The sequence below is a fragment of the Streptomyces sp. NBC_00316 genome (assembly GCF_036158715.1).
Lineage (GTDB): Bacteria > Actinomycetota > Actinomycetes > Streptomycetales > Streptomycetaceae > Streptomyces.
Map to the genome: position 1 here is coordinate 7,131,685 of NZ_CP108023.1, position 21,493 is coordinate 7,153,177.

24 protein-coding genes are annotated in these 21,493 nt (G+C 71.0%); 10 read left to right on the forward strand and 14 right to left on the reverse strand.

The window, feature by feature from the left end; all coding sequences use genetic code 11:
* Positions 1-24 precede the first annotated feature (24 nt).
* Positions 25-555, forward strand: coding sequence for an NUDIX hydrolase (locus OG878_RS31700; protein ID WP_328889944.1), 531 nt, complete (start codon positions 25-27; stop codon positions 553-555).
* Positions 556-650: 95 nt separating this feature from the next.
* On the opposite strand, the gene OG878_RS31705 is transcribed toward OG878_RS31700, so the two are convergent.
* The gene (locus OG878_RS31705; RefSeq protein WP_328889945.1) at positions 651-1,511 is read right to left on the reverse strand and encodes a 3-hydroxybutyryl-CoA dehydrogenase; all 861 of its coding nucleotides are present in this window, start codon (positions 1,509-1,511) and stop codon (positions 651-653) included.
* 189 nt (positions 1,512-1,700) lie between these two features.
* Between OG878_RS31705 and OG878_RS31710 the strand changes: the two genes are divergently transcribed.
* On the forward strand, positions 1,701-3,002 hold the full coding sequence (locus OG878_RS31710) for a glycoside hydrolase family 10 protein (protein ID WP_328889946.1): 1,302 nt from the start codon (positions 1,701-1,703) through the stop codon (positions 3,000-3,002).
* 62 nt (positions 3,003-3,064) lie between these two features.
* On the opposite strand, the gene OG878_RS31715 is transcribed toward OG878_RS31710, so the two are convergent.
* Both OG878_RS31715 and OG878_RS31720 read right to left on the reverse strand, forming a co-directional pair.
* Positions 3,065-3,277 carry a DUF1918 domain-containing protein gene (locus OG878_RS31715; protein WP_328889947.1) on the reverse strand — a complete coding sequence of 71 codons (213 nt, stop codon included), beginning with the start codon at positions 3,275-3,277 and terminating at the stop codon, positions 3,065-3,067.
* Positions 3,186-4,268 carry a DMT family transporter gene (locus OG878_RS31720; protein ID WP_328889948.1) on the reverse strand — a complete coding sequence of 361 codons (1,083 nt, stop codon included), beginning with the start codon at positions 4,266-4,268 and terminating at the stop codon, positions 3,186-3,188. The genes OG878_RS31715 and OG878_RS31720 overlap by 92 nt, the downstream gene beginning before the upstream one ends.
* Between OG878_RS31720 and OG878_RS31725 the strand changes: the two genes are divergently transcribed.
* The 4 genes from OG878_RS31725 (at position 4,267) to OG878_RS31740 (ending at position 8,078) form a co-directional block, all read left to right on the forward strand.
* Positions 4,267-5,745, forward strand: a complete 1,479-nt coding sequence (locus OG878_RS31725; RefSeq protein ID WP_328889949.1) for an aminotransferase-like domain-containing protein — start codon at positions 4,267-4,269, stop codon at positions 5,743-5,745. The genes OG878_RS31720 and OG878_RS31725 overlap by 2 nt on opposite strands.
* Positions 5,742-6,188 (forward strand): GNAT family N-acetyltransferase, encoded by a 447-nt coding sequence (locus OG878_RS31730; protein WP_328889950.1) that lies wholly within the window; start codon positions 5,742-5,744, stop codon positions 6,186-6,188. Before OG878_RS31725 ends, OG878_RS31730 begins: the two co-directional genes overlap by 4 nt.
* A gap of 49 nt (positions 6,189-6,237) precedes the next feature.
* Positions 6,238-6,813, forward strand: coding sequence for a histidine phosphatase family protein (locus tag OG878_RS31735; RefSeq protein WP_328889951.1), 576 nt, complete (start codon positions 6,238-6,240; stop codon positions 6,811-6,813).
* 113 nt (positions 6,814-6,926) lie between these two features.
* Positions 6,927-8,078, forward strand: coding sequence for a serine hydrolase domain-containing protein (locus tag OG878_RS31740; RefSeq protein ID WP_328889952.1), 1,152 nt, complete (start codon positions 6,927-6,929; stop codon positions 8,076-8,078).
* Positions 8,079-8,216: 138 nt separating this feature from the next.
* Here the strand turns inward: OG878_RS31740 and OG878_RS31745 are convergent, their stop codons facing one another.
* The 4 genes from OG878_RS31745 to OG878_RS31760 form a co-directional block, all read right to left on the reverse strand.
* On the reverse strand, positions 8,217-8,408 hold the full coding sequence (locus tag OG878_RS31745) for a DUF1059 domain-containing protein (protein ID WP_328889953.1): 192 nt from the start codon (positions 8,406-8,408) through the stop codon (positions 8,217-8,219).
* A gap of 93 nt (positions 8,409-8,501) precedes the next feature.
* Positions 8,502-9,242: a Clp protease N-terminal domain-containing protein gene (locus OG878_RS31750; RefSeq protein ID WP_328889954.1), complete on the reverse strand. Its 741-nt coding sequence runs from the start codon at positions 9,240-9,242 to the stop codon at positions 8,502-8,504.
* 229 nt (positions 9,243-9,471) lie between these two features.
* On the reverse strand, positions 9,472-9,969 hold the full coding sequence (locus OG878_RS31755; RefSeq protein ID WP_328889955.1) for a peptidylprolyl isomerase: 498 nt from the start codon (positions 9,967-9,969) through the stop codon (positions 9,472-9,474).
* 185 nt (positions 9,970-10,154) lie between these two features.
* Positions 10,155-10,343, reverse strand: coding sequence for a hypothetical protein (locus tag OG878_RS31760; RefSeq protein WP_328889956.1), 189 nt, complete (start codon positions 10,341-10,343; stop codon positions 10,155-10,157).
* A 285-nt stretch (positions 10,344-10,628) separates the two neighbouring features.
* Here OG878_RS31760 and OG878_RS31765 point away from each other — a divergent pair, with 285 nt between their 5' ends.
* Positions 10,629-11,903, forward strand: coding sequence for a hypothetical protein (locus tag OG878_RS31765; protein ID WP_328889957.1), 1,275 nt, complete (start codon positions 10,629-10,631; stop codon positions 11,901-11,903).
* A gap of 12 nt (positions 11,904-11,915) precedes the next feature.
* On the opposite strand, the gene OG878_RS31770 is transcribed toward OG878_RS31765, so the two are convergent.
* Both OG878_RS31770 and OG878_RS31775 read right to left on the reverse strand, forming a co-directional pair.
* Positions 11,916-12,416, reverse strand: coding sequence for an SMI1/KNR4 family protein (locus OG878_RS31770; protein WP_328889958.1), 501 nt, complete (start codon positions 12,414-12,416; stop codon positions 11,916-11,918).
* Positions 12,417-12,672: 256 nt separating this feature from the next.
* Complete coding sequence (locus tag OG878_RS31775) at positions 12,673-13,230, reverse strand: TetR/AcrR family transcriptional regulator (protein WP_328889959.1); 558 nt, start codon at positions 13,228-13,230, stop codon at positions 12,673-12,675.
* A gap of 127 nt (positions 13,231-13,357) precedes the next feature.
* On the opposite strand from OG878_RS31775, the gene OG878_RS31780 reads away from it, so the two are divergent.
* The 3 genes from OG878_RS31780 to OG878_RS31790 all read left to right on the forward strand — a co-directional run bounded on the left by OG878_RS31780 (position 13,358) and on the right by OG878_RS31790 (position 16,646).
* On the forward strand, positions 13,358-14,041 hold the full coding sequence (locus OG878_RS31780; RefSeq protein WP_328889960.1) for an SDR family oxidoreductase: 684 nt from the start codon (positions 13,358-13,360) through the stop codon (positions 14,039-14,041).
* Positions 14,042-14,107: 66 nt separating this feature from the next.
* A complete protein-coding gene (locus OG878_RS31785; RefSeq protein WP_328889961.1) occupies positions 14,108-15,169 on the forward strand; it encodes a hypothetical protein in 1,062 nt (353 codons plus the stop codon).
* Positions 15,170-15,416: 247 nt separating this feature from the next.
* Positions 15,417-16,646 (forward strand): IS110 family transposase, encoded by a 1,230-nt coding sequence (locus OG878_RS31790; RefSeq protein WP_328891083.1) that lies wholly within the window; start codon positions 15,417-15,419, stop codon positions 16,644-16,646.
* A gap of 211 nt (positions 16,647-16,857) precedes the next feature.
* Here OG878_RS31790 and OG878_RS31795 read toward each other — a convergent pair whose 3' ends face one another.
* The 5 genes from OG878_RS31795 to OG878_RS31815 all read right to left on the reverse strand — a co-directional run bounded on the left by OG878_RS31795 (position 16,858) and on the right by OG878_RS31815 (position 21,326).
* Positions 16,858-17,487 (reverse strand): TetR/AcrR family transcriptional regulator, encoded by a 630-nt coding sequence (locus OG878_RS31795; RefSeq protein WP_328889962.1) that lies wholly within the window; start codon positions 17,485-17,487, stop codon positions 16,858-16,860.
* On the reverse strand, positions 17,484-18,164 hold the full coding sequence (locus tag OG878_RS31800; RefSeq protein WP_328889963.1) for a DUF4166 domain-containing protein: 681 nt from the start codon (positions 18,162-18,164) through the stop codon (positions 17,484-17,486). The genes OG878_RS31795 and OG878_RS31800 overlap by 4 nt, the downstream gene beginning before the upstream one ends.
* Positions 18,161-18,952, reverse strand: a complete 792-nt coding sequence (locus OG878_RS31805; RefSeq protein ID WP_328889964.1) for a hypothetical protein — start codon at positions 18,950-18,952, stop codon at positions 18,161-18,163. The genes OG878_RS31800 and OG878_RS31805 overlap by 4 nt, the downstream gene beginning before the upstream one ends.
* Before the next feature lie 315 nt (positions 18,953-19,267).
* Positions 19,268-20,266 (reverse strand): type I glyceraldehyde-3-phosphate dehydrogenase, encoded by a 999-nt coding sequence (gene gap / locus OG878_RS31810; protein WP_328889965.1) that lies wholly within the window; start codon positions 20,264-20,266, stop codon positions 19,268-19,270.
* A gap of 103 nt (positions 20,267-20,369) precedes the next feature.
* Positions 20,370-21,326 carry a GlxA family transcriptional regulator gene (locus OG878_RS31815; protein WP_328889966.1) on the reverse strand — a complete coding sequence of 319 codons (957 nt, stop codon included), beginning with the start codon at positions 21,324-21,326 and terminating at the stop codon, positions 20,370-20,372.
* Between the last annotated feature and the right edge of the window lie 167 nt (positions 21,327-21,493).

Sequence of the window (21,493 nt, forward strand, 5' to 3'; positions counted from 1 at the left end):
AACGTGTCGGAAGGTGGCAGAACTGTGCAGTGGACGAATCTGAACGAACAAACGGTGTATGAAAACCGCTGGTTCCGGGTCAATCTGGCCGATGTCGCACTCCCCGACGGCCGTCGTCTCGACCACTACCTCGTGCGGCTGCGCCCCGTCGCCGCGGCAACCGTCGTCAATGAGGCCAACGAGGTGCTGCTTTTGTGGCGGCACCGGTTCATCACGGACAGCTGGGGCTGGGAACTCGCCGCGGGCGTCGTCGAGGACGGTGAGGACATCGCTGCCGCGGCCGCCCGGGAGATGGAGGAGGAGACCGGCTGGCGCCCCGGGCCGCTGCGGCCGCTGCTGACCGTGGAGCCGTCGAACGGTCTCACCGACGCCCGCCACCACCTCTACTGGGCGCAGGAGGCCAGCTGGACCGGCCCACCCCAGGACGACTTCGAGTCGTCGCGGCGGGAATGGATACCGCTCAAACTGGTGCCCGACATGATCGTCCGGGGCGAGGTCCCGGCCGCCAACATGGTGGCCGGGCTGATGATGCTCCATCACTTACGGCTCGGCTGAGGCCGGATCGCCGGGCCCGGCCCCGCGTGCGCGCCACGCACGCGGGGCCGGCCGGGGGATGCCCCGGCCGGCCCCGCATGGGCTCGCTCGGTGGCTCAGGCGTACGGGTAGAAGCCCGAGCCCGTCTTGCGGCCGAGCCGGCCCGCGTCCACCATCCGCTGGAGCAGCGGGGGAGCGGCGTACAGCGGCTCCTTGAACTCGGCGTACATCGAGTCGGCGACCGAGGCCACGGTGTCCAGACCGATCAGGTCCGCGAGCTTCAGCGGGCCCATCGGGTGGGCGCAGCCGAGCTCCATGCCGTTGTCGATGTCCTCGCGGCTGGCGATGCCCGACTCGAACATCCGGATCGCGGACAGCAGATACGGGATCAGCAGCGCGTTGACGACGAAGCCGGAGCGGTCCTGGGCGCGGATCGGGTGCTTGCCGAGCACGTCCTGCACCAGGGCCTCGGCGCGCTTCACCGTGTCGTCCGAGGTGGTCAGCGCGGGAATCAGCTCGACGAGCTTCTGCACCGGGGCCGGGTTGAAGAAGTGGATACCGATGACCTGATCCGGGCGGGAGGTCGCGACGGCCAGCTTCACCAGCGGGATGGAGGAGGTGTTGGAGGCGAGAATCGCGTCCCGCCGGGTCACCACCTGGTCGAGGACCTGGAAGATCTCGGTCTTGACCTGCTCGTTCTCCACGACGGCCTCGATGACGAGATCGCGGTCGGCGAATTCCCCGAGGTCGGTGGTGAAGCTGAGGCGGCCGAGTGTCTCGTCACGCTCCGCCTCAGTGATCTTGCCGCGTTCGGCGGCCTTGGAGAGAGAGTTGTGGAGCCGGGTGCGACCGATCTCCAGCGCCTCGCCGGTGGTCTCGGCCACCTTGACCTCGAGGCCGCTGCGGGCGCACACCTCCGCGATGCCTGCGCCCATCTGGCCACAGCCCACCACTCCGACGCGTGCAATGTCGGCCATAGAGTCCGTCACCTCGTGCCTTTCGCTGATCTCCGTTCGGTGGGTCCCGTCTGATTCCGGGCCCCGCCTCGACCCCCCGACGTTACTCCGCGGTCTATTGATCATGACGGGCCGGGGCGGGCATGCTCTGCGTTACGCCTGGATACCAAGGTGACGGACGAGAGCACAGAGACGGCAGGTGGCAACAAAATGCGACAAATTGCCCGACGAGGCTTTGTGGCAGGTGCGGCCGGGGTGGTCGCAGGGGTGGTGGCAGGAGCCGCCGGGACAGGTGAGGCCATTGCTGCACCGCTGGAAGGGGGAGTTCCGGCGACCCGGTCGGGTGCGTCGCCCGAGTACGGCAAGGGTTCCCGCCGCGTCGCCCGGCGTGAGCTGCGCGGGATGTGGGTCGCCACCGTGGCCAACGTCGACTGGCCCTCGGTCCCCGGCCTCTCGGCGGCGGAACAGCAGGCGGAGCTGATCGCCTATCTCGACGAGGCGGTCGAACGGCGGCTGAACGCGGTGATCTTCCAGGTGCGGCCGACCGCGGACGCACTGTGGCCCTCACCGTACGAGCCGTGGGCCCAGTACCTCACCGGTGTACAGGGCCAGGACCCCGGCTGGGACCCGCTGGGCACCGCCGTCCGCGAGGCGCACCGCCGCGGCCTGGAACTGCACGCGTGGTTCAACCCGTACCGGGTCGCCAACCACACCGACCTGTCCAAGCTGGTACCCACCCATCCTGCACGCCTGCACCCCGAATGGGTCCTGCCGTACGGCGGGAAGCTCTACTACAACCCGGGCGTGCCCGAGGTCCGCACTTTCGTCCAGGACGCCATGCTCGACGCGGTCCGCCGCTACGACATCGACGCCGTCCACTGGGACGACTACTTCTACCCCTACCCGGTCGCCGGACAGGTCTTCGACGACGACGCGACGTACGCGAAGTACGGTGCGGGCTTCCCGGACAAGGCCGCCTGGCGCCGCGACAACACCGACAAGCTGGTGCGCGAGATGGCCGCGCGGATCAAGGACATCAAGAAGAACGTCCAGTTCGGCATCAGCCCGTTCGGTGTCTGGCGCAACGCCGCGACCGACCCGCTCGGCTCGGACACCACGGCCGGCGTGCAGACCTACGACAATCTGCACGCGGACACCCGCGGCTGGGTCAAGAAGGGCTGGATCGACTACATCTGCCCGCAGATCTACTGGAACATCGGCTTCGCCGCCGCCGACTACGCGAAGCTGCTCCCCTGGTGGGACGACGTCGTACGGGGCACGGGCGTCGATCTCTTCATCGGCGAGGCGCTCTACAAGGCGGGCGACCCGGCCCAGCCCGCCGCCTGGCAGGACCCGGCGGAACTCTCCCGCCATATCGACTTCGCGGCCGCCTACGACCAGGTGCGCGGCCATGCCTACTTCTCCGGCAAGGATGTCGTGACCGACCGGATCGGCGCGATGCAGCACGTGGTCACCGACCACTACCGCAACAGGGTGCGCCCGCCTCGCTGACCCGAGGGCCGGAGGGGGCGCACCGTGCGGTGGCGCGGTCGGGGATGGTCCGCCCGGGGGCCCTACAGGGTCTCCGGGCCCCGGCGACGGACCACGGTGTGCTGGACGACGGCGTCGGGACCTGGCGAAACCAGGTGTTCGTGTCCGTCGTCGGCGCGGACGCGGTAAGGGGGAGCGCCCCCGTCACCGAGCACTTCGACGATCTCTGCGACCTTGTCGGGCTGGCCCACGGTCCTGCCGTGCGTCAGCAGCCGGTCGCCCGGGTGTGCCTCCATCGGGAGTGACCTCCTCACGGGTGGCGGTCCTTGTCGACAAGTCTATGACCCTATGTGCTCGCGCACCGGCCGGACTGCGCCGGGCCCCCGCACGCTGGGTGGCCGCGATGCAGACGAGGACGGCAAGTGCCGCCACCGGAGCGGCCGCGGAGACCTTCTCCCCCAGCAGCAGGAACGACCACACCAGGGTCAGCAGCGGCTGCGCGAGCTGAAGCTGACTGGCCCGTGGAACGCCGATCGCCGCCATGCCGCGGTACCAGACGTACAGACCGACGAAGGCCGACCCCGCAGCCACCCACACCAGGCCGATGATCCCGTGCACGGTCGGCCGCACCGGCTCGAAGCAGAGCGCGACCGCCGCGCCCGCCACCATCGGCGGCGCCGCGAGGATCAGCGCCCAGCCGATCACCTGCCAGCCCGGCATCACCCGGGCCAGCCTGCCGCCCTCCGTGTACCCCGCCGCGCACACCAGCAGCGCGCCGAACAGGTAGAGATCACTGACCGAGAGCGCCCCGCCGCTCTGCTGCACGGTGAAGACGATCACCACGGCCGCCCCGGCCAGCGCCGCGATCCAGAAGGGACGCGGCGGGCGCGTTCCGGTCCGCAGCGACGAGAACACCGCCGTGGTCAGCGGCAGCAGCCCCACCACGACGGCTGCGTGCGACGACGTGGAGGTCTGCAGGGCCAGTGACGTCAGCAGCGGAAAGCCCAGCACGACACCGCCCGCGACGACCGCGAGTCCGCTCCAGTGGCGGCGGTCCGGCACCGGGACCCGTCCCGCGAGCAGCACGCCGCCCGCGATCAGCGCCGCGAGCAGGCTGCGCAGGGTCACCAGTGACCAGGGGCCGAAGCTCTCCAGCCCCCAGACGGTCGACGGAAACGTCAGTGAGAAGGCGACGACGCCGAGCCCGGCGAGAAGAGTGCCGCTTCTGACTGATGTAGGGGCAACCGCTATCGATGCGGAGTGGGTAGCGCTATCCTGTTCTGTCATGCAAGAGCGTAGCAGCGTTGCCGAACTGGCCAGTTCCCTTCGCGGTGAGCTGAACCGCTACTCGGTGGGTGAGAAGCTGCCGTCCAGTCGGGCCCTGGTGGCGCGCTTCGGGGTCAGCCCCGTGACCGTCTCCCGGGCCATCGCGCAGCTCGCCGCCGAAGGGCTCGTCGTCACCCGCCCCGGCTCCGGCGCCTTCCGGGCGCAGCCCCGTACCGACGTGCCCCCGCCCGGAGACACCTCCTGGCAGGAGGTCTCCCTCAGCGGCGACGGCGGCCCCGAGGTCGTGCCCCGCACCGTCGACGCCTCCGGTGTCCTGGTCACGCTCGCCGCGCCGCCCCCTGGCGTCATCGAACTGAACGGCGGCTATCTCTACCCCTCGCTCCAGCCCGAACGGGCCCTCGCCGCCGCTCTCGCCCGGGCCGGCCGGCGCCCCGGAGCCTGGGGCCGGCCCCCCACCGACGGGCTCACCGAGCTGCGCGCCTGGTTCGCCCGAGAGATCGGGCCGTCACTCACCGCCGCCGACGTACTCATCACCGCGGGCGGCCAGAGCGCCCTGGCCACGGCCCTGCGCGCGCTCGCCCCGCCCGGCGCCCCCGTTCTCGTCGAATCGCCCACCTACCCGGGCATGCTGGCGGCCGCCCGCGCCACCGGACTGCGCCCGGTGCCGGTACCGGTCGACGCCGACGGGGTGCGGCCCGAACTGCTCGCAGCCGCCTTCCGGGTCACCGGCGCCCGCGTCTTCGTCTGCCAGCCGCTCTTCCAGAACCCGACCGGCGCGGTCCTCGCCCCGGACCGGCGCAGGGCGGTCGTCCGGATCGCCCGCGAGGCGGGGGCGTTCGTCGTCGAGGACGACTTCGCCCGCCGTCTCGTGCACGACGACGCGGGCCCGCTGCCCGCACCCCTCGCCGCCGACGACCCCGACGGCGTCGTCGTGCACGTCTGCTCGCTGACCAAGGTCACCTCGCCCAGCCTGCGGGTGGGGGCGCTGGCCGCCCGCGGCCCGGTGCTGGAACGGCTGCGGGCCATCCAGGTCGTCGACAGCTTCTTCGTCCCGCGCCCGCTCCAGGAAGCCGCGCTCGAACTGGTCGGTTCCCCGGCCTGGGGCCACCATCTGCGCTCCGTGTCGACGGAGTTGAAGAACCGGCGGACCGCCATGACGGCCGCGCTGCGGCTGGAACTGCCCGACTTCTCGCTCCCGTACGTCCCCGCGGGCGGCGGCAGTCTCTGGCTGCGGCTGCCGGACGCCGAAACCGGTCCGGACGAAGCGGCGCTCGTCTCGGCCGCCCTGCGCGCGGGCGTCGCGATCGCGCCCGGCCGCCCCTACTACTGCGCCGAACCCCCGGCCGCCCAGGTGCGGTTGAGCTTCGCCGCAGTCGCAGGAGCGGGCGAGATCGCCGAGGGCGTAAGGCGGATGCGCATCGCCTGCGACGAACTCTTCGCCGCCCCCGGACCGCAACCGCCTATCCTCCGGACATGACTGACATCCCCCGACAGCGGTATGAGATCTCGTCCGATCCGGCCCGGCTGGACCCGGCCCGGATCCACCACTGGCTCTCCACCGACGCCTACTGGGCTCTCGGCCGCACCCGCGAGAAGCAGGACCTGGCCATCGCCGGATCGCTCAACTTCGGCGCGTACGACACCATTTCCGGCGAACAGGTCGGGTACGCCCGGGTAGTGACCGACCACGTCAGCTTCGCCTGGCTCTGTGATGTGTACGTCGACCGGCCGGCCCGCGGCCAGGGAATCGGCACCCGGCTCGCCGCCGCTGTGCGCGACCACCTCGCCCCGGCCGGCATCCGCAGGCTCACACTCGCCACCGACGACGCCCACGGGGTCTACGAGAAAGTCGGCTTCAAGCCGCTGAGGAACCCCGAGAAGTGGATGTACCTGCGGTTCGACGCCCTTGGAACCGTCTGACCCGGCGCCCTCTTGACCTGGGCGGCGTTTCAGCTCCACGATCTCCGCCATGAGTGTTCGAGTCTCGCTCGTCGCCGCGGCGCGCAGCTCCTCTCGGCTCGCCGAGCGCTTCGACGACGACCGGCCGCTCGACCAGGCCGGCTGGCACGAGGTGCAGCTCGCCGCGCAGGCCCTGGTGCCCCTGGGCGCCGCCGAACTGCGCTACTGCTCACCGACGCCACGCAGCCGCGCCACCGGGGAGGCGCTCGGCTACGCCCCGATGGCCCAGCCGGCTCTGCGCGACTGCGACATGGGCCGCTGGCGTGGCTTGACCCTCTCCGACGTGGCGGCGCGCGAACCGGCCGCGGTGGACGCCTGGCTCGCCGATCCGCGCTCCGCACCGCATGGCGGCGAACCGCTGCTCGCGTTCATCGCACGGATAGGGGGCTGGCTGGACACCCGCCCCGCGCAGGAGGGTGCGATCGTCGCCGTCGCCGAACCGGCCGTCGTCCGGGCCGCTCTGGTCTACGCGCTGAAGGCGCCGCCGTCGACGTACTGGAACGTCGACGTCCGCCCGCTCTCCACGGTCACCCTCACCGGCCTGCCGGGCCGCTGGAGCCTGCGCCTCGAAGCGGGCGCCCGCTGATGTGATGAACCGGCCCCGGCGGGTGCGCGACGTCTTCCCGCCTGTCCGACCAGTCGGTATGTTGCCCGTCATCGACCCCGCATACCCGGCATGCCCGGACGAGGGAGGCTTTCGTGCCGCAGATCCACGGCCACTGCGACGACCGATTCTCAGGCGTGCGCGCCGCATTCGTAGCGAATTTCAGCGAGCGTGACGAACTCGGCGCCGCCGTCACCGTCCTGGTCGACGGCGAACCCGTGGCCGATCTCTGGGGCGGCTGGGCGGACGGCGCCCGCACCCGCCCCTGGGAGCGGGAGACTCTGGTCAACGTCTGGTCCACGAGCAAGGGCCCGACCGCGCTGTGCGCCCACATCCTCGCCGACCGGGGACTGCTCGACTTCGACGCCCCCGTCGCCACGTACTGGCCGGAGTTCGCCGCGGCCGGCAAGGAAGCCGTTCTGGTGCGCCACCTGCTCTCGCACCGTTCGGGCGTGGCCGGACTGCGCGAGCCGCACAGCCTGGCCGACCTGTACGACTGGGACCTGACCACGGCCCGGCTGGCCGCCACCGAGCCCTGGTGGGAACCCGGAACCCGGTCCGGCTACCACGCGCTCTCGTACGGCTTCCTGGTCGGCGAGGTCGTGCGCCGGATCACCGGCCTGCTGCCGGGAGAGTTCCTCCGCCAGGAGGTCACCGGACCGCTCGGCATCGACTTCACCATCGGCCTGCCGGAGAAGGAGGCGGACCGTGTTGCGGAACTCGTCGTCCCGAAGTCCGCCGCGGGCGCCCAGCTGGAGCTGTTCGCCCGGATGGAGCCGGTGGCCGTCGCCTCGCTGCTCAACCCGCCCAGCGGTGCGGCCGCCGCCAACACGCCCGAGTGGCGGGCCGCCGAGATTCCCGCGGCCAACGGCCACGGCACCGCCCGCGCCATTGCCGCGCTGTACGGGATCTTCGCCGGGCGGGGCAGGCTCGGGGACCGGCGGATCCTCTCCGAGGTGGCCGCCGAGCGGGCCAGGGAGGGTCAGGGGAGCTGTCGGGACCTGGTCCTCGGTATCGGCTTCGACCACGACACCGAGATTGCGCTCGGACTGTGGCTGAGCGGCCCCCAGGGTTCGTACGGTCCCAACCCGCGCGCCTTCGGCCACGACGGCGCCGGCGGCTCGTGCGGCCTCGCCGACCCCGAGTCGGGCGTCGCCCTGGGGTACGTCATGAACCGGATGGGCCCGCGGATCGCCGACGACCCGCGCAAGATGGCGCTGATCGAGGCGGTGTACGACGCACTCTGACCCGTCGCCGGACCGGCTTCCCGGCGCTCACCGGCCTCGGTGCGGCCGGGACGCCGGGCATCCGCCATCGGGGGGCGTGCGCCGCGGCGGACCCCCCTGTGTCCGTGAGTGTTCGTCCGTGTTCGTGCGGGATACGGCTCAGGCAAGCTCCGTGGCCTCGTCCTGCAGTCCGGCCCTGATCTGCTCCCGCGTTTCCCGGTCATCCGCATGACCGTGCACCGGCGCGGCCAGATCGCTGGTGGCGCGGACCACTTCCTCCGGCTCGCCGGAGAGGGCAAGGGTGCATTTCGTCTCGCTCGGGAACTCCCGGGAGTCGGCAACCTTTCGCATGAGGCACCTCCTTGCTCCCCTCCACTCTATTGCGGCCGTTCGCGCAGGGGAGGGGAGCGCGGACTCTGCGCGCGAGGGGAGGGCCGGGGAGGGTCATTCCCCCTTGTGTGCGGCGACGGCGAGTGTGACGGCCTCGAGGAGGGCGGTCTCCGCGGCCGCCTTGTCGAGGCCCAGCTCGCTCAGCACGCCGGTGCCGTCCTCGTGCTCCAGCAGGGCGAGCAGGATGTGCTCCGTGCCGATGTAGTTGTGCCCCATCCGCAGGGCCTCCCGGAACGTCAGCTCCAGCACCTTGCGCGACCCGGCGTCGTAAGGGATGAGCTCCGGGACCTCGTTTGCGGCGGGCGGCAGCGAGTCGGCCGCGGCCTGCCGGACGGAGTCCAGCGGGATGCCCTGGGCCTTGATGAACGCCGCGGCGAGTCCTTCCGGCTCGCTGAGCAGCCCCAGCGCCAGGTGCTCGGGCCGGATCTCGTCGTTGCCCGCGGCGCGGGCCTCGTTCTGCGAGGCCATCACGACGTTCCGCGCCCGCGGGGTGAAGCGGCTGAACCCCTGGCTGGGGTCGAGATCGGACGGTTCGCCCGGGTCCTTGGCGACGAAGCGCTTCTGGGCCGCCTGCCGGGTGACGCCCATGCTCTTGCCGATGTCCGTCCAGGAGGCCCCTGAGCGCCGGGCCTGATCGACGAAGTGGCCGATCAGGTGGTCGGCCACGTCACCGAGGTGGTCGGCGGCGATGACCGCGTCCGAGAGCTGCTCGAGCGCGTCGGAATGGACCTTCTTGATGGCCTCGATCAAATCGTCGAGCCGGACCGGATTGGTCATGCGTACGGGATTCGTCATGCGTCAACCTTAGGTTGACAGTCGGACAGTGTCAACCTTCAGTTGACACTTGAAGGGAAAGTGGATGCCACGACGCACAGAGCGCGCCGGACCGGCGGAAAGCCGGTCCGACGCGCTCGGATGCGGGTCGCAATGCGGGGGAGCGGGTGTCGCGTCCGGAGGGGGCCCGGAGCCATGGCGGCGATCCCGGGCCAGGCGCCTCAGGCGCGCCCGCGAGTCCCTCGTACGGTCAGAGGACGCCGCAGTCGGCGATGGTGATCTTCGCCCGGGTCTTGCCGCTCTGCGAGCCGTAGCTCTCGATCTTCTTGACCAGGTCCATGCTCTCCTGGCCGTCGACCTCGCCGAAGACGACGTGCTTGCCGTCCAGCCACGACGTCACGATCGTCGTGATGAAGAACTGGGAGCCGTTGGAGTTCGGGCCCGCGTTCGCCATCGAGAGCAGGCCGGGCTTGTTGTGCGTGAGCTTGAAGTTCTCGTCGGCGAACTTCTCGCCGTAGATGCTCTTGCCGCCCCGGCCGTCGCCGCTGGTGAAGTCGCCGCCCTGGAGCATGAAGTCCGGGATGACGCGGTGGAAGGACGAGCCCTTGTAGCCGAAACCCTTCTCGCCGGTCGCCAGCGCGCGGAAGTTCTCCGTCGTCTTCGGGACCACGTCGTCGAACAGGTTGAAGGTGATCCGCCCGGAGGGCTCGTCATTGATGGTGATGTCGAAAAAAACCTTGGTCGTCATGGTTCCATCCTGACATCCGGCCCGTCGGCCACCAGCAGACGGGGTGGCCCGAGAGCCCGTTCGCCCTGGTGACGCCGGGGCGCCCCGGCGTGGCGGCCCGGTGCGCCGGGACCGACGAGGCGTGAGCGAGCGGCCGAGCTCCCAACGGCAGATCGTGCGCGGGTGCCGGGGACATGGCGCTGCGCTCACACAACGTGCCCGGCGAGTGCGTGGACCGTGATCTGCGCGGACCTCTGCGCCGTCTTCCTCGCCGACGGCACGTCGATGCTCGACGCACGGCCGGCCGTGGCCGTCGTGACCGCGGGAGCGACGAGCCGTACCGGGCGTACGGCGGTGGGTTCCGCACGGTCCCGGCCGGTGTCCACGCGATTCACGTGAACCTCATGGGTGTCCATCCGGACTCCGGGGATGCCGCCGCGGCGGCCGAGGAGGATTCCGGCGGCGTCTTCCGGCGCCGGTGAGACCCGACGGCCGAAGTGTGACCGTCGTCCAGGGGTGACGCCCGGAACCGGACCCTGCCATCCATGACGGTCCGTCAAGCATGCGGCAGAGGAGCGAATACGTGTCCATCATGACAGCTCAGTGGCTGTTTTCGTAGGGCTAACGGCACAGCCGGACAGCCTTGTTCGAGCCGTTCCCCGGCTCGCAGAATCACGGTCATGAATCCCACCCGGAGAGTTGATCAGGACGCCGTGCTGCGCGCACGGACCATGCTGCTCGGATCGGGCGAACTGAGCCTCGTACAGCAGCTCGAGGCGTACCGAGTGCTCGCGGAGGTGAGTCCGCGGGCCTATCTGCCCAAGCTGTGCCGGGCGTTGCTCTCGCGTGGCTACGCAGGCGAGTTCCGGTCCCGGCCGGACATACAGCTGGCCCTGCATGCCGAGGCGGCTTCCGCGGCCCGGCGTATCGACACCGCCGAACCGAAGCGGACCGCACTTCTCGTCGATGCCCTGGACGCGTACCAGCACGCGCTGTACGCCGCAGGCCGGCGGGCGGACGGCCTGGCCGTCTGCGAGGAGATGGCTGCTGCGGGGCGGCGCGGATTCGAGGAGGGTCAGGTGACGAGCCCTGCGCGCGGACACAGTCGGCTGGCCGCAGTGCTGGCGGAGGAGGGGCGCCACCGTGAGGCCGCCGAGATCCACGCGAGCTCCGTCCGGCCGGGGGACCCCGACGACGCCGGCTTCTGGAGCAGGGTCGAGTGGGCGGCCGAACTGGACGCAGCCGGACAGCGCACCGAGGCGCTGGAAGCTTTCGGGAGGCTCGTGGCCCTGACCCGGCGCGACTGCGAGGCGGACGGCACCCCGCCGGCCATCCTGATGTGGGAGCTGGTCCACCACTCCGACATGCTGGACACCGCAGGGCTCAGGTCCGAGGCGGATGCGGCCCGGAAGGAAGCACTCGTCCTCCTCGAAGAACTGGGGCGGACCGGCGAACGCAAGAGCGGGAGCAACGTCCTCCACTGGTGGACCTGCCTGCTCGCCCTCTCGGGCCGTCCGGCGGAGCCGCCGGCGTCCTCGCGGACTCCGGCGCCGCCCTTCGGCTCCCACATCCACCTCTGGTCGCCCGACGTCGTGCATACGTACTTCGAAGGCATCCCGGCCCTCGAAGCGGCGGCGGCCGCCCTGGCCGAACCGGCCAGGACCGACCCGCACCACCGTCTTGCCGAGCTGATCGCCGTACACCGCAGGCTCACCATCCGCACGGCGCTCTTCTGGACGAGGCGCACCGACCGCATCCTGCAACCGCTCCGTCCGGTCTTCGACGAGGGCGTGACGCTCGCGCGCCGGCTGGCCGACCTGCCCGCTGCGGGCCCGGACCTCGGCCGGGACGCCCTGCGCAGGGCCCTGACCGACCGGTCCATGTTCCTCGTCGCCGCGCAGCAGTACGGCGAGGCATACGAGGACTTCCGGGAGGCCACCGGGCTGCTGGACTGAGCGAAGGCCGGTTCAGCCGGCCTCATCCAGCCATGCCGTGTACCAGTCGTAAAAGTCCGGGCCAGGGCTCAGACCACCCCAGTCGGGGTCGTCGCACCACACCTGCCCGGCGCTCTCCCCGGTGACGACCAGGCGGGAGAACATCCCGCATCCCTGCTCCGCGATGACGAGACTGCCCTGCACCGAGTAGCCGGCGCTGCCCGCCCTGCCGGGGCCCGGCCAGGCCCGCGTGTGCGGAAACGGCACGGACAGGAAGCCGGCCAGCCGGCTCTCCTCGCGAGTGCCGTGCACCGCATCCGCCTCGTCCAGCTCCTCGGTGAGTCCGAGTACGCCGTAGTGGGGTCCGGCTCCTCCGTCAGCGACGTCCGTGAGGAAGCTGCGGTAGGAGCCGGGCAACCGGACGCCGTACTCGCGCTCGAGGGCTTGGACCCGCTGTTCCGTCAGGGGAGACCGCAGGCGGTATCCGTGGTGGCCGGCGGCGAAACGCCGACGCCCGGGGTCCTGTTCCGCCAAGGCCGCGATACGGGTCCGTACCCGAGCGCCGTCCCAGAGCCTCCCCGTGCCGACGGCCGCTGGATGCCCCGTCGCGCCCGTCGGCACAAGACCCCCCGTTTCCCGCTCGCCGCCCGGCGGCCGATGTACCTGCCCAGCAGGCGAATCCGTGACCGGCGGCAGCGTACCTCCGACCGCGAGCAGAACTTCGCCCGCGGTCGGTGCGACAGCTGCGGAGAGGGGGAACTTTCACCGGTACCCGGGGCGGGGTTACCGGTCAGCTGTCGTCCGACAGGGCCGTGTGGGCGGCATGGAGGATCTCGTCGGACAGCGGGGAGCCGTGGGTGGCGCGAGCCAGCAGGAGGGCGCCGACCATGGTGGCCAGGCGGGCCAGGCCGTCTTCGTCGTCGGTGGAGAGCCACTCGGCGAACTCGCGCACACCCTCGGTATAGATCTCGCGGGCGGCGTCGCCCGTGTCGCGGGACACATCGGCGGCGAGTGCGGCGGCGGGGCAGCCGCCGGCGGCGTTGTCACGGTGGTGGGCGGACAGGTAGTAGTCGATCAGCGACTGGCGGGCGTCATCCTGCTGTCCGTGGTGCTCGTCGAGCTCCGTGGCGCGGCGTGCAGTCAGTTCGGTGAAGGCGTGCGCGGCCGCCTCGCCGATCAGGGCCTCCTTGGATGCGAACTGTTTGTAGAAGCCGCCCTGGGTCAGTCCGGCCGACTTCATCAGGTCCGCCACGCTGACGCCGGTTCCCTTCTCGCGGAACAGCCGGGACGCCGTGGTGACCACGCGCTCCCGGTTCTCCTGTGCCTGTGCCTGGGAAACGCGGCCCACTGGGCACCCCCTTCGATTGGATGTCGGTTGCAATCTATCCTAGTGCTCTGTTTAGATTATTAGCGAAATCTATTTTCGGCCGCGGCCCGCGCGACGAGTGGCTGCCGCGACCGGCACAAGGGGAATCATGGAACTGAAGGACTCTGTAGCCGTCGTCACCGGCGCCAACCGGGGCCTGGGACGCCGGCTGACCACGCAGCTCCTCGAGCGCGGCGCGAAGGTGTACGCGGCGACGCGCCGTCCGCAGAGCGTGAACGTGGACGGGGCGGTACCGCTGCACCTGGACCTGACCGACGCCGCGTCCATCGAGGCCGCGGCACGCATCGCGTCGGATGCGACGGTGCTGGTCAACAACGCCGGAATCTTCACCCCCACCGCGCTGATCGCCGGAGAGGAGGAGGCGGTCCGGCTCGAGATGGAGACGAATTACTTCGGCCCGCTCGCGGTGACCCGGGCCTTCGCGCCGGTGATCGAGGCCAACGGCGGCGGCGCCGTACTCAACGTGCTGTCGGTCCTGTCCTGGCTGCACCTGCCCGCGTCCGGGGCCTACTCCGCGGCCAAGGCGGCCTCCTGGGCGCTGACCGGCGCGGTCCGCCAGGAACTGGCTCCGCGCGGCATCACCGTGTCCGGACTGTACGTCGGCTTCATGGACACCGACATGGCCGCCCAGGTCCCCGCCGACCAGAAGACCGACCCGGCATCGGTGGCCGAGCAGGCCCTGGACGGGCTGGCGAAGGGGCTCCCCGAGATCCTCGCCGACGAGGTCAGCCGCCAGATCAAGCAGAGCCTGGCCGCGCCGCCCGCCGCCTGACGCGGCATGGTCCCGCGTCCAGACGGCCTCACGGCCCACCACCTACAGGAACACCGGAGTTACTTGATGACACCCACCGTCGGCCCTGCCTCGGCCCGCACCCAGGAGACAGCCGCACCGTCCGGCCCCGTTCCCGCAGAGGCGTCGGCGCCACGCCGCCAGGGCCCGGGGAAACGGCCGCCGTTGCGGACTTGGCTGCAGCCCGCGCTGATCGCCCTGGTCATCGTCTCGGCCTTCATCGGCTGCTACGTCGGGCTGCAGCGCGATCCGAAGCCGCACCAGCTGCCGGTGGCGGTCGTGGGCAGCGCCCTCGCGCACGAGATCGAACAGTCGCTCGGCGACAGCGTCGACGTGCACCCGGTGGCGAATGCGGCCACGGCCCGCCATGCCGTGGAAGGACACGACGTGGTGGCCGCGCTGAGTTCCGACGGCGCAGACCGGCTGAATCTGGAGGTCGCCGGAGCGACCGGCAAGTCCACCACGGGCGCGGTCGAGAGCGTGGTGTCCGCGTACGCCGCCGGATCCGGCCGGCACGTCACCACGACGGACGTGGTGCCGCTCGCTCACTTCGACGCGCGAGGTCTCGCCGGGTTCTACGTGTCGTTCGGCGTCACGCTCGCCGGATTCGTCCTGGCCCAGAACGCGCTCGGCATGGCGAACCTACTGCACCTGCGGCACCGGTTCTGGCTGCTCACAGGCGTCTCGGTGGCGATCGGCACGGTCGCGGCGACCATTGCGGGTCCCGTCCTGGACGCGGTGCCTGCCCCGTTCCTCCCCCTGGCGGCCACCCTCGCGCTGCTGGCGGCCGCAGCGGCGTTCACCACCAAGCTGCTGGGCACCTACCTCGGCCCCGTCGGAGTCCCGGTGGCGACGCTGCTCCTGCTCACGGTGGGCAACTCCACCAGCGGCGCCACCATCAGCTCCGACCTGCTCCCGGCCGTGGCCCGAGCCGTCTCCGCACTGCTGCCGCCCGGCGCGGCGGTGCGGGCGGTGAGCGATCTGAGCTACTTCGACGGCGCCCACGCAGGACTGCCGCTCCTCACCCTCGCCCTCTGGGCCGTGTTGTCCGCACTCCTCGTGGCCGTCAAGTCCCGGCTGCGCCCCGCCCGGTCCATCACACCTGCCTAATGGGATTCATCGGGCCGTGAGAGAGACTACGGTCCGTAGCCGCCAGCAGGTGAGCACTCTCCATGCCGGAGCCATTCGAGCTCTGTGGTCAGACCGTGCCCCTGCTGGTCGGCCGGGAGGCCTGACTGCTGATGGGATGGCGTGCCCGCCGGGCGGTTGGGCGTGAGCACTGGATCCATTAGGGCGCGAGCCGTGCCTTCCGTCGGCTGCAGGCAAGTACCGGACGAGGGCAAGGAGTTGAGTGTTGTTGCTGTTCATAGGCGATGACTGGGCCGAGGACCACCACGATGTCGAGCTGCAGGACGAGACAGGCCGGAAACTGGCCTCAGCCCAGCTGCCCGAGGGTGTGGAGGGCATCGCCAAGCTGCACACGCTTATAGCCCGGCACGGCGGCGAGGACCTGGAGTCCGAGAAGGTAGCGGTCGGGATCGAGACCGACCGCGGCCCTTGGGTGCAGGCGCTGATCGCAGCCGGCTACCGCGTCTACGCGATCAACCCGCGCCAGGCCGCGCGGTTCAAGGAACGGTACGGCACCTCCGGGGCCAAGAGCGACAAGGGCGACGCACACGCGCTCGCCGATATGGTCCGCATCGACGGCCCCCAGCTGCGACCCGTCGCAGGCGACAGCGACCAAGCCCAGGCCGTCCGCGTGGTCGCCCGCGCCCACCAGACCCTGATCTGGGAACGCACCCGCACCTTCCAGCGGCTGCGCAACACACTGCGCGAGTACTTCCCGGGCGCGCTGACTGCCTACGCGTCCCTGGAGCTGACCAGCACCGATGCCCTGGAACTGCTGGTCAAGGCGCCCACCCCGGAGCAGGCGGCGAAGCTCACGAAGCCGCAGATCACCGCGGTCCTGGCCCGGCACCGACGCCACCACCGCGACCAGAAGGCCGGCGCGATCCAGGCCGCACTCCGCGAGCCCCAGCTCGGCGTCGCCACCCCGGTCGCGGCCGCCTACGGCGCCGCCGCGACCGCGCACGCCAGGCTCCTGATCGCCCTGAACGAGCAGATAGCCATGATGGAAGAGCAGGTGAGCGCGCATTTTCGTGAGCACCCGGACGCTGAGATCTACCTGTCGATGCCCGGCATCGGCGCGATCACCGGCGCCCGGGTGCTGGCCGAGTTCGGGGACGACCCCACCCGCTATGCCTCCGCGAAGGCCCGCAAGAACTACGCCGGCACCAGCCCGATCACCCGTGCCTCCGGCCGAACACACGCCGTTCAGGCCCGCTACGCACGCAACAACCGCCTCGCTGACGCCCTGCACCGGCAGGCGTTCTCGGCGCTGAACACCTCGCCCGGAGCCCGGCGCTACTACGACAAACAGCGCGCCCGCGACGCGGGCTACAACCCCGCCCTGCGTCAGCTCGGCAACCGCCTCGTCGGCATCCTCCACGGATGCCTCAAGACACGCACCCCCTACGACGAGTCCACCGGGTGGTCACACCACGCGACCCTCTCGGCCACCACTTGACACCAAAACGGCATGGGATGTCTGACCCGGCGAGCCCGCTCCCGTCCGGCGCGTCCCCGCCCGGTGGGAGCGCGCCGGGCGCACCGCGATGTCGCCATGGGCCTGCCCTGGGTCCTGGGCCGTCCGGGCCGCCGTCCGGCTCATGACGCGATGCGCCGCCGCGCGTCTGCCTGCCGCTCGAATCCTGGATCCGCCCCAGGCGGATTACCGCTCAGCGTGCGGTGCGGCGCAGCCGGTGGCGGACCGCGCGTTGGGCGACCGGCCCGAGTTCCTCCAGCGCGGTGACGAACACGGCAAGCTGGGCCAGCGCGTCGAGGGCGCGCCCGGCGCCCTCCCGGTCGACACCCTCGTACAGCTCCAGGCCGACGAAAGAGGCGGCGAGGGCACGGGCCAGGCCCGCGGAGTCGGTGAACTCGGCGATCGGCGTACCGGTCAGCACCCGACGCAGAACCCCCTCGATCTCGTCCATCCACAGTTCGAGTCCGGCGGCGGTGGCGGGCGCGAGCCGCGGCTGCGTCTGGGCGCCGGCGAGCAGCTGGCCCAGGAAGGCGACATGGCCGGCCTCCCGCTCCTCGATGTGCATCTCACGGCCGAAGGTGAGGAGTTCGGCGAGGCTGGAAATGCTGTGGAGCCGGTCGCGGTAGCGGGCCACGCGCTGCTCGGCGCCGTGGCGGCAGGCGGCGGCAAGGAGCTCGTCGACCGAGCCGAAGTGATAGAAGACCAAGGCCTGGTTGACACCGGCGGCGGCGGCGATGGAGCGGGCGGACGTCTTGGCGATGCCCTGCTCGGCGAGCGTACGCAAGGCTCCCTCCAGCAGTTTGGCCTTGGTGTCCGCGCTCATACGCGTATCTCCTCACGTACCGGGCGCAGCCCGGCGCGCACCCCGTGGGAGCGTATGTCGGTGTACTCGGCGGTGAACGACCCGTCGTACCCGAAGAGCGGGCCGAAGCGCCGATTGGTCACCCGTACTCGGATGCGGAAGCACCCGGCCGCGTCGTCGTACGACTCGTGCACCTCCGCGTCGCCGCCGAGGAACCCGGGCACGCGCACGTCCACCGGGCCTTCCCGGAAGCGGTGTTCCCCGGACCGGATGAGCAGCGACCCGTCGGGCCGGGCGGTCGGATGCAGATCGCTGGCCAAGTGCTGGTGGGTGCCGAGGTAGTCGAGGACACAGTTGCGCTCAGGACTGTGAATCATCGTGGCGTCGAACCGCCGTGTCCCGCCGGGCAGCGCGAACGTCCGCACGAAGGTGACGGTCTCCCGGCCGTACGAGTCGAGGTAGGGAACGTTCTCGATGGTGAACGGGACGTGGCGGCCGGTGCGCGGGACGAGGATGTTGCGGCTCGCGCCGAGGGCGAGGAACGGCTTGACGAAGGCCCGCCCGTGCCAGATCCGCTTCATCACCCCACGGCCCACGCACGCCTCGCCGCTGTCGAGACCGACCGAGAAGCGCCGCTGCAGATGAGGGTGGAGCCGGTCGAAGTCGTCCCCCATGACGCGGCGGAAGATCGAGGTCATGGGAGCTCCAAGGTGGTGAGAAGACCGGGCACGGTGCTGCGCGCGGGCGGGGTGCGCAGACAACGCCGCGCGGCGGGTGTACCGGCGAAGGGCGGGGCAAGCAGTGCGACCGCGGCGAGCGCGAAGGCCCCGAGGGCGATCGCCGGCCCGACGACACCGCCGAGCAGGTCCGGGCCGTCTCCCGTCATGGCCGTCAGGGGCGGCGTGTCACCCGGTCCGGTCGGGCGGATCAGCCACAGACAGACGGTCGCCGCTGTGGCGACGGCCAGGGCCCTGGCCGTCAGTTCGAGTACCGCGTGGGCCAGAGAGCGCGCCGGGCTGATCCCGCGTTCGCACCACAGGCGCAACCGGTCGAAGGACCACGCGGTCGCCCAGCCCATCAGCGGCCGGAACACCAGCCGGTCGGCGAGGGCGCCGAAGCGCCCCCAGCGCGGTCGGTAGTGGTATCCGGTCAGGAAGCGGACGCCGTCGGCCACGGGGACATAGCGCCAGTAGCCGCTGCCCCTCGCGAGGAGCGAGAGCGGGTGCGGCGAGGCGAACCGGAGCGCGGAGACCCGCTCGCCGCCGGCCTGGTGGCGCTCCCCCGCGGAGACACCGGTGCCGGCGACGGTCAGGAAGGGCAGTACGCGGGTGGCGTACCGGAAGCGCTGCGGCTCGCCCGGTGCGCACGGGAGGTGGTCGATCTCGGTGAACCGCAGATCCCACCGCCGGTGCTGGGCCGGGTCCTGGGTCCGCTGCCAGAGCGTCTCCAGGTCCACGCGCAGGTGTGCCTCGACGTAGATCCCCACAATCCCCCCTTGAGCGACTGCTCAACGCGAACATACGCGTGTTTGAGCAGTCGCTCAATACGGGGTGCCGAAAAAAATCCCGGCTGTGGCGGGCCGGGATTTTTCAGCGGCCGTCGGGCCGAGTGACGCGCAGTCGCCCCCCTTCCCGGTCCGGCACGGCGCGTCGCGGCTGTGGTGCGATGCGTGCTGCGGTTTCGTCCGACTCGGCCGAGACGGGGGAGGAGCAGGCGGACATGACGTCCGATGCCTGTGACCGAATCCGGCGGGAGGTACTGGGCAGCCGGTCTCCGGCGGTGAGTACCGCCCGGGGTCCGTTCAGCGACTGGCGAGGAGCGTGAGCGTGTCGATCACGCGGTTCGAGAAGCCCCACTCGTTGTCGTACCAGGCCACCACCTTGATGTGGCGGCCTTCGACGCGGGTGAGGGCGGAGTCGAAGATCGACGAGGCCGGATTGCCCGTGATGTCGGAAGACACGAGCGGGTCGTCCGAGTACTCGAGCACGCCGGCCAGCGGCCCCTGCGCTGCAGCGCGGTACGCCGCCAGTACGTCGTCGCGCGTCACGTCGCGGGCAACGCTCGTATTGAGCTCGACGATCGAGCCCACCGGAACCGGCACGCGGATCGAGTCGCCCGACAGCTTGCCCTCGAGGTTCGGCAGCACGAGGCCTATCGCCTTGGCGGCGCCCGTCGTGGTCGGCACGATATTGACCGCGGCGTTGCGGGCGCGGCGGGCGTCGCGGTGCGGACCGTCCTGCAGGTTCTGCTCCTGCGTGTAGGCGTGCACCGTCGTCATGAAGCCGTGCTCGATGCCGGCGAGTTCGTCGAGTACCGCGGCGAGCGGCGCAAGGGCGTTGGTCGTGCACGACGCGTTCGAGACGATCGTGTGCAGGTCGGGGTCGTACGCGTCGTTGTTGACCCCGTACGCGAGGGTGACGTCGGCGCCGTCCGACGGCGCACTGACGAGCACCTTCTTCGCGCCCGCGTCGAGGTGGGCGCGGGCGGCCGCAGCCGACGTGAAGCGGCCCGTCGCCTCGAGCACGATGTCGACGCCGAGTTCGGCCCACGGCAGCTGCTTCGGTTCCCGCTCGGCGAGCACCGTGATGCGACGGCCGTCGACGACGAGGGTGTTCCCGTCGACGGTCACCGGGCGGCCGAGCCGGCCGGCCGTGCTGTCGAAGGCGAGCAGCCGCGCGAGAGTGGCGGGCTCCGTGAGGTCGTTGACGGCGACGATCTCGAGGTCGCTGTCGCGTGCGAGCAATGCGCGCAGCACATTGCGTCCGATGCGGCCGAATCCGTTGATGGCGATGCGAGTCATGAGCGATGTCCCTTCGGTTCGCCACTAGATTCGCGCCCGGAATCCTCCCGCGACAGCGGCGTGAACGCCACGGTCCAAAAGGATCTCGCCACGCGAGGGCGGGCTATTCGCCCTGGGTGAAGGTGCGCCGGTACTCGCTCGGGGTGGTGCCGAGAATGCGCTGGAAGTGCAACCGCAGATTCGCACCCGTGCCGAGACCGACGTCGGCGGCGATCTGCTCGACGCTCCGCTCCGAACGCTCGAGCAGCTCACGGGCCACGTCGATCCGGGCCCGCATGACCCATTGCATCGGCGTGTACCCCGTGTCCTCGACAAAGCGTCGCGAGAACGTGCGGGGCGACACCGCCGCATGCTGGGCGAGCACATCGAGGGTGAGGGGCTCGGCGAGCCGGTGCAGCACCCACTCGCGGGTGACGGCGAACCGCTCGCCGAGCGGCTCGGGCACGCTGCGCGGCACATACTGCGCTTGGCCGCCACTGCGGTAGGGGGCCGCGACCAGGCGCCGGGCCGCGTAGTTCGACGCGGCCACGCCGAGGTCACGGCGGAGAATGTGCAGGCACAGGTCGATGCCCGAGGCGGCGCCGGCCGACGTCAGCACGCTGCCCTCGTCGACGAACAGGACGTTCTCGTCGACCTGGACGAGCGGATGCTTCGCCACGAGCGCCCGCGTGTAATGCCAGTGGGTCGTGGCGCGCTTGCCGTCGAGCAGGCCCGTGGCGGCGAGCGCGAACGCGCCCGTCGAGATGGCGGCGAGCCGCGCCCCCCTGTCGTGGGCGGCGATCAGCGCGTCGATCACGGCCTGCGGCGGGTCGTCGCGGTCCGGGAACCGGTAGCCGGGGACGAAGACGATGTCGGCCCACACAAGCGCGTCGAGCCCGTGGGTGACGTGGTACGACAGGCCGTCGCCGCCGGTCACGAGGCCGGGTGCCGCGCCGCACACCCGCACCTCGTACGGCATGCTCGCGCGGGTCGTGAAGACCTGCGCAGGAATGCCGACATCGAGCGGCTTCGCACCCTCGAGCACAAGGACGGCGACGCGATGCAGGCGGGAGGCTGACACGGAAAAGAGGGTACGCGGGGAGCGCGCGCGGCTGCGTCCGCCGTGACCCCGGGGCCGAGGCCCTGCTCCCCGAGCACAGGAAATCCCCGTTCCGCAATTGCGGAACGGGGATTACCTCACGTATATTGAGTGGTTCTGTGTACCCACAGAAAAAGCCCCTCACCCGG

Excerpts from the sequence above, each read along its gene's own strand:
- OG878_RS31710 (WP_328889946.1), top strand. The coding sequence starts at position 1,701 with ATGCGACAAATTGCCCGACGAGGCTTTGTGGCAGGTGCGGCCGGGGTG.
- OG878_RS31750 (WP_328889954.1), bottom strand. The coding sequence starts at position 9,242 with ATGACGAATCCCGTACGCATGACCAATCCGGTCCGGCTCGACGATTTG.
- OG878_RS31735 (WP_328889951.1), top strand. The coding sequence starts at position 6,238 with ATGAGTGTTCGAGTCTCGCTCGTCGCCGCGGCGCGCAGCTCCTCTCGG.
- OG878_RS31785 (WP_328889961.1), top strand. The coding sequence starts at position 14,108 with ATGACACCCACCGTCGGCCCTGCCTCGGCCCGCACCCAGGAGACAGCC.
- OG878_RS31795 (WP_328889962.1), bottom strand. The coding sequence starts at position 17,487 with ATGAGCGCGGACACCAAGGCCAAACTGCTGGAGGGAGCCTTGCGTACG.
- OG878_RS31720 (WP_328889948.1), bottom strand. The coding sequence starts at position 4,268 with ATGACAGAACAGGATAGCGCTACCCACTCCGCATCGATAGCGGTTGCC.
- OG878_RS31800 (WP_328889963.1), bottom strand. The coding sequence starts at position 18,164 with ATGACCTCGATCTTCCGCCGCGTCATGGGGGACGACTTCGACCGGCTC.
- OG878_RS31755 (WP_328889955.1), bottom strand. The coding sequence starts at position 9,969 with ATGACGACCAAGGTTTTTTTCGACATCACCATCAATGACGAGCCCTCC.
- OG878_RS31705 (WP_328889945.1), bottom strand. The coding sequence starts at position 1,511 with ATGGCCGACATTGCACGCGTCGGAGTGGTGGGCTGTGGCCAGATGGGC.
- OG878_RS31715 (WP_328889947.1), bottom strand. The coding sequence starts at position 3,277 with ATGGAGGCACACCCGGGCGACCGGCTGCTGACGCACGGCAGGACCGTG.
- OG878_RS31730 (WP_328889950.1), top strand. The coding sequence starts at position 5,742 with ATGACTGACATCCCCCGACAGCGGTATGAGATCTCGTCCGATCCGGCC.
- OG878_RS31745 (WP_328889953.1), bottom strand. The coding sequence starts at position 8,408 with ATGCGAAAGGTTGCCGACTCCCGGGAGTTCCCGAGCGAGACGAAATGC.
- OG878_RS31725 (WP_328889949.1), top strand. The coding sequence starts at position 4,267 with ATGCAAGAGCGTAGCAGCGTTGCCGAACTGGCCAGTTCCCTTCGCGGT.
- OG878_RS31780 (WP_328889960.1), top strand. The coding sequence starts at position 13,358 with ATGGAACTGAAGGACTCTGTAGCCGTCGTCACCGGCGCCAACCGGGGC.
- gap (WP_328889965.1), bottom strand. The coding sequence starts at position 20,266 with ATGACTCGCATCGCCATCAACGGATTCGGCCGCATCGGACGCAATGTG.
- OG878_RS31765 (WP_328889957.1), top strand. The coding sequence starts at position 10,629 with ATGAATCCCACCCGGAGAGTTGATCAGGACGCCGTGCTGCGCGCACGG.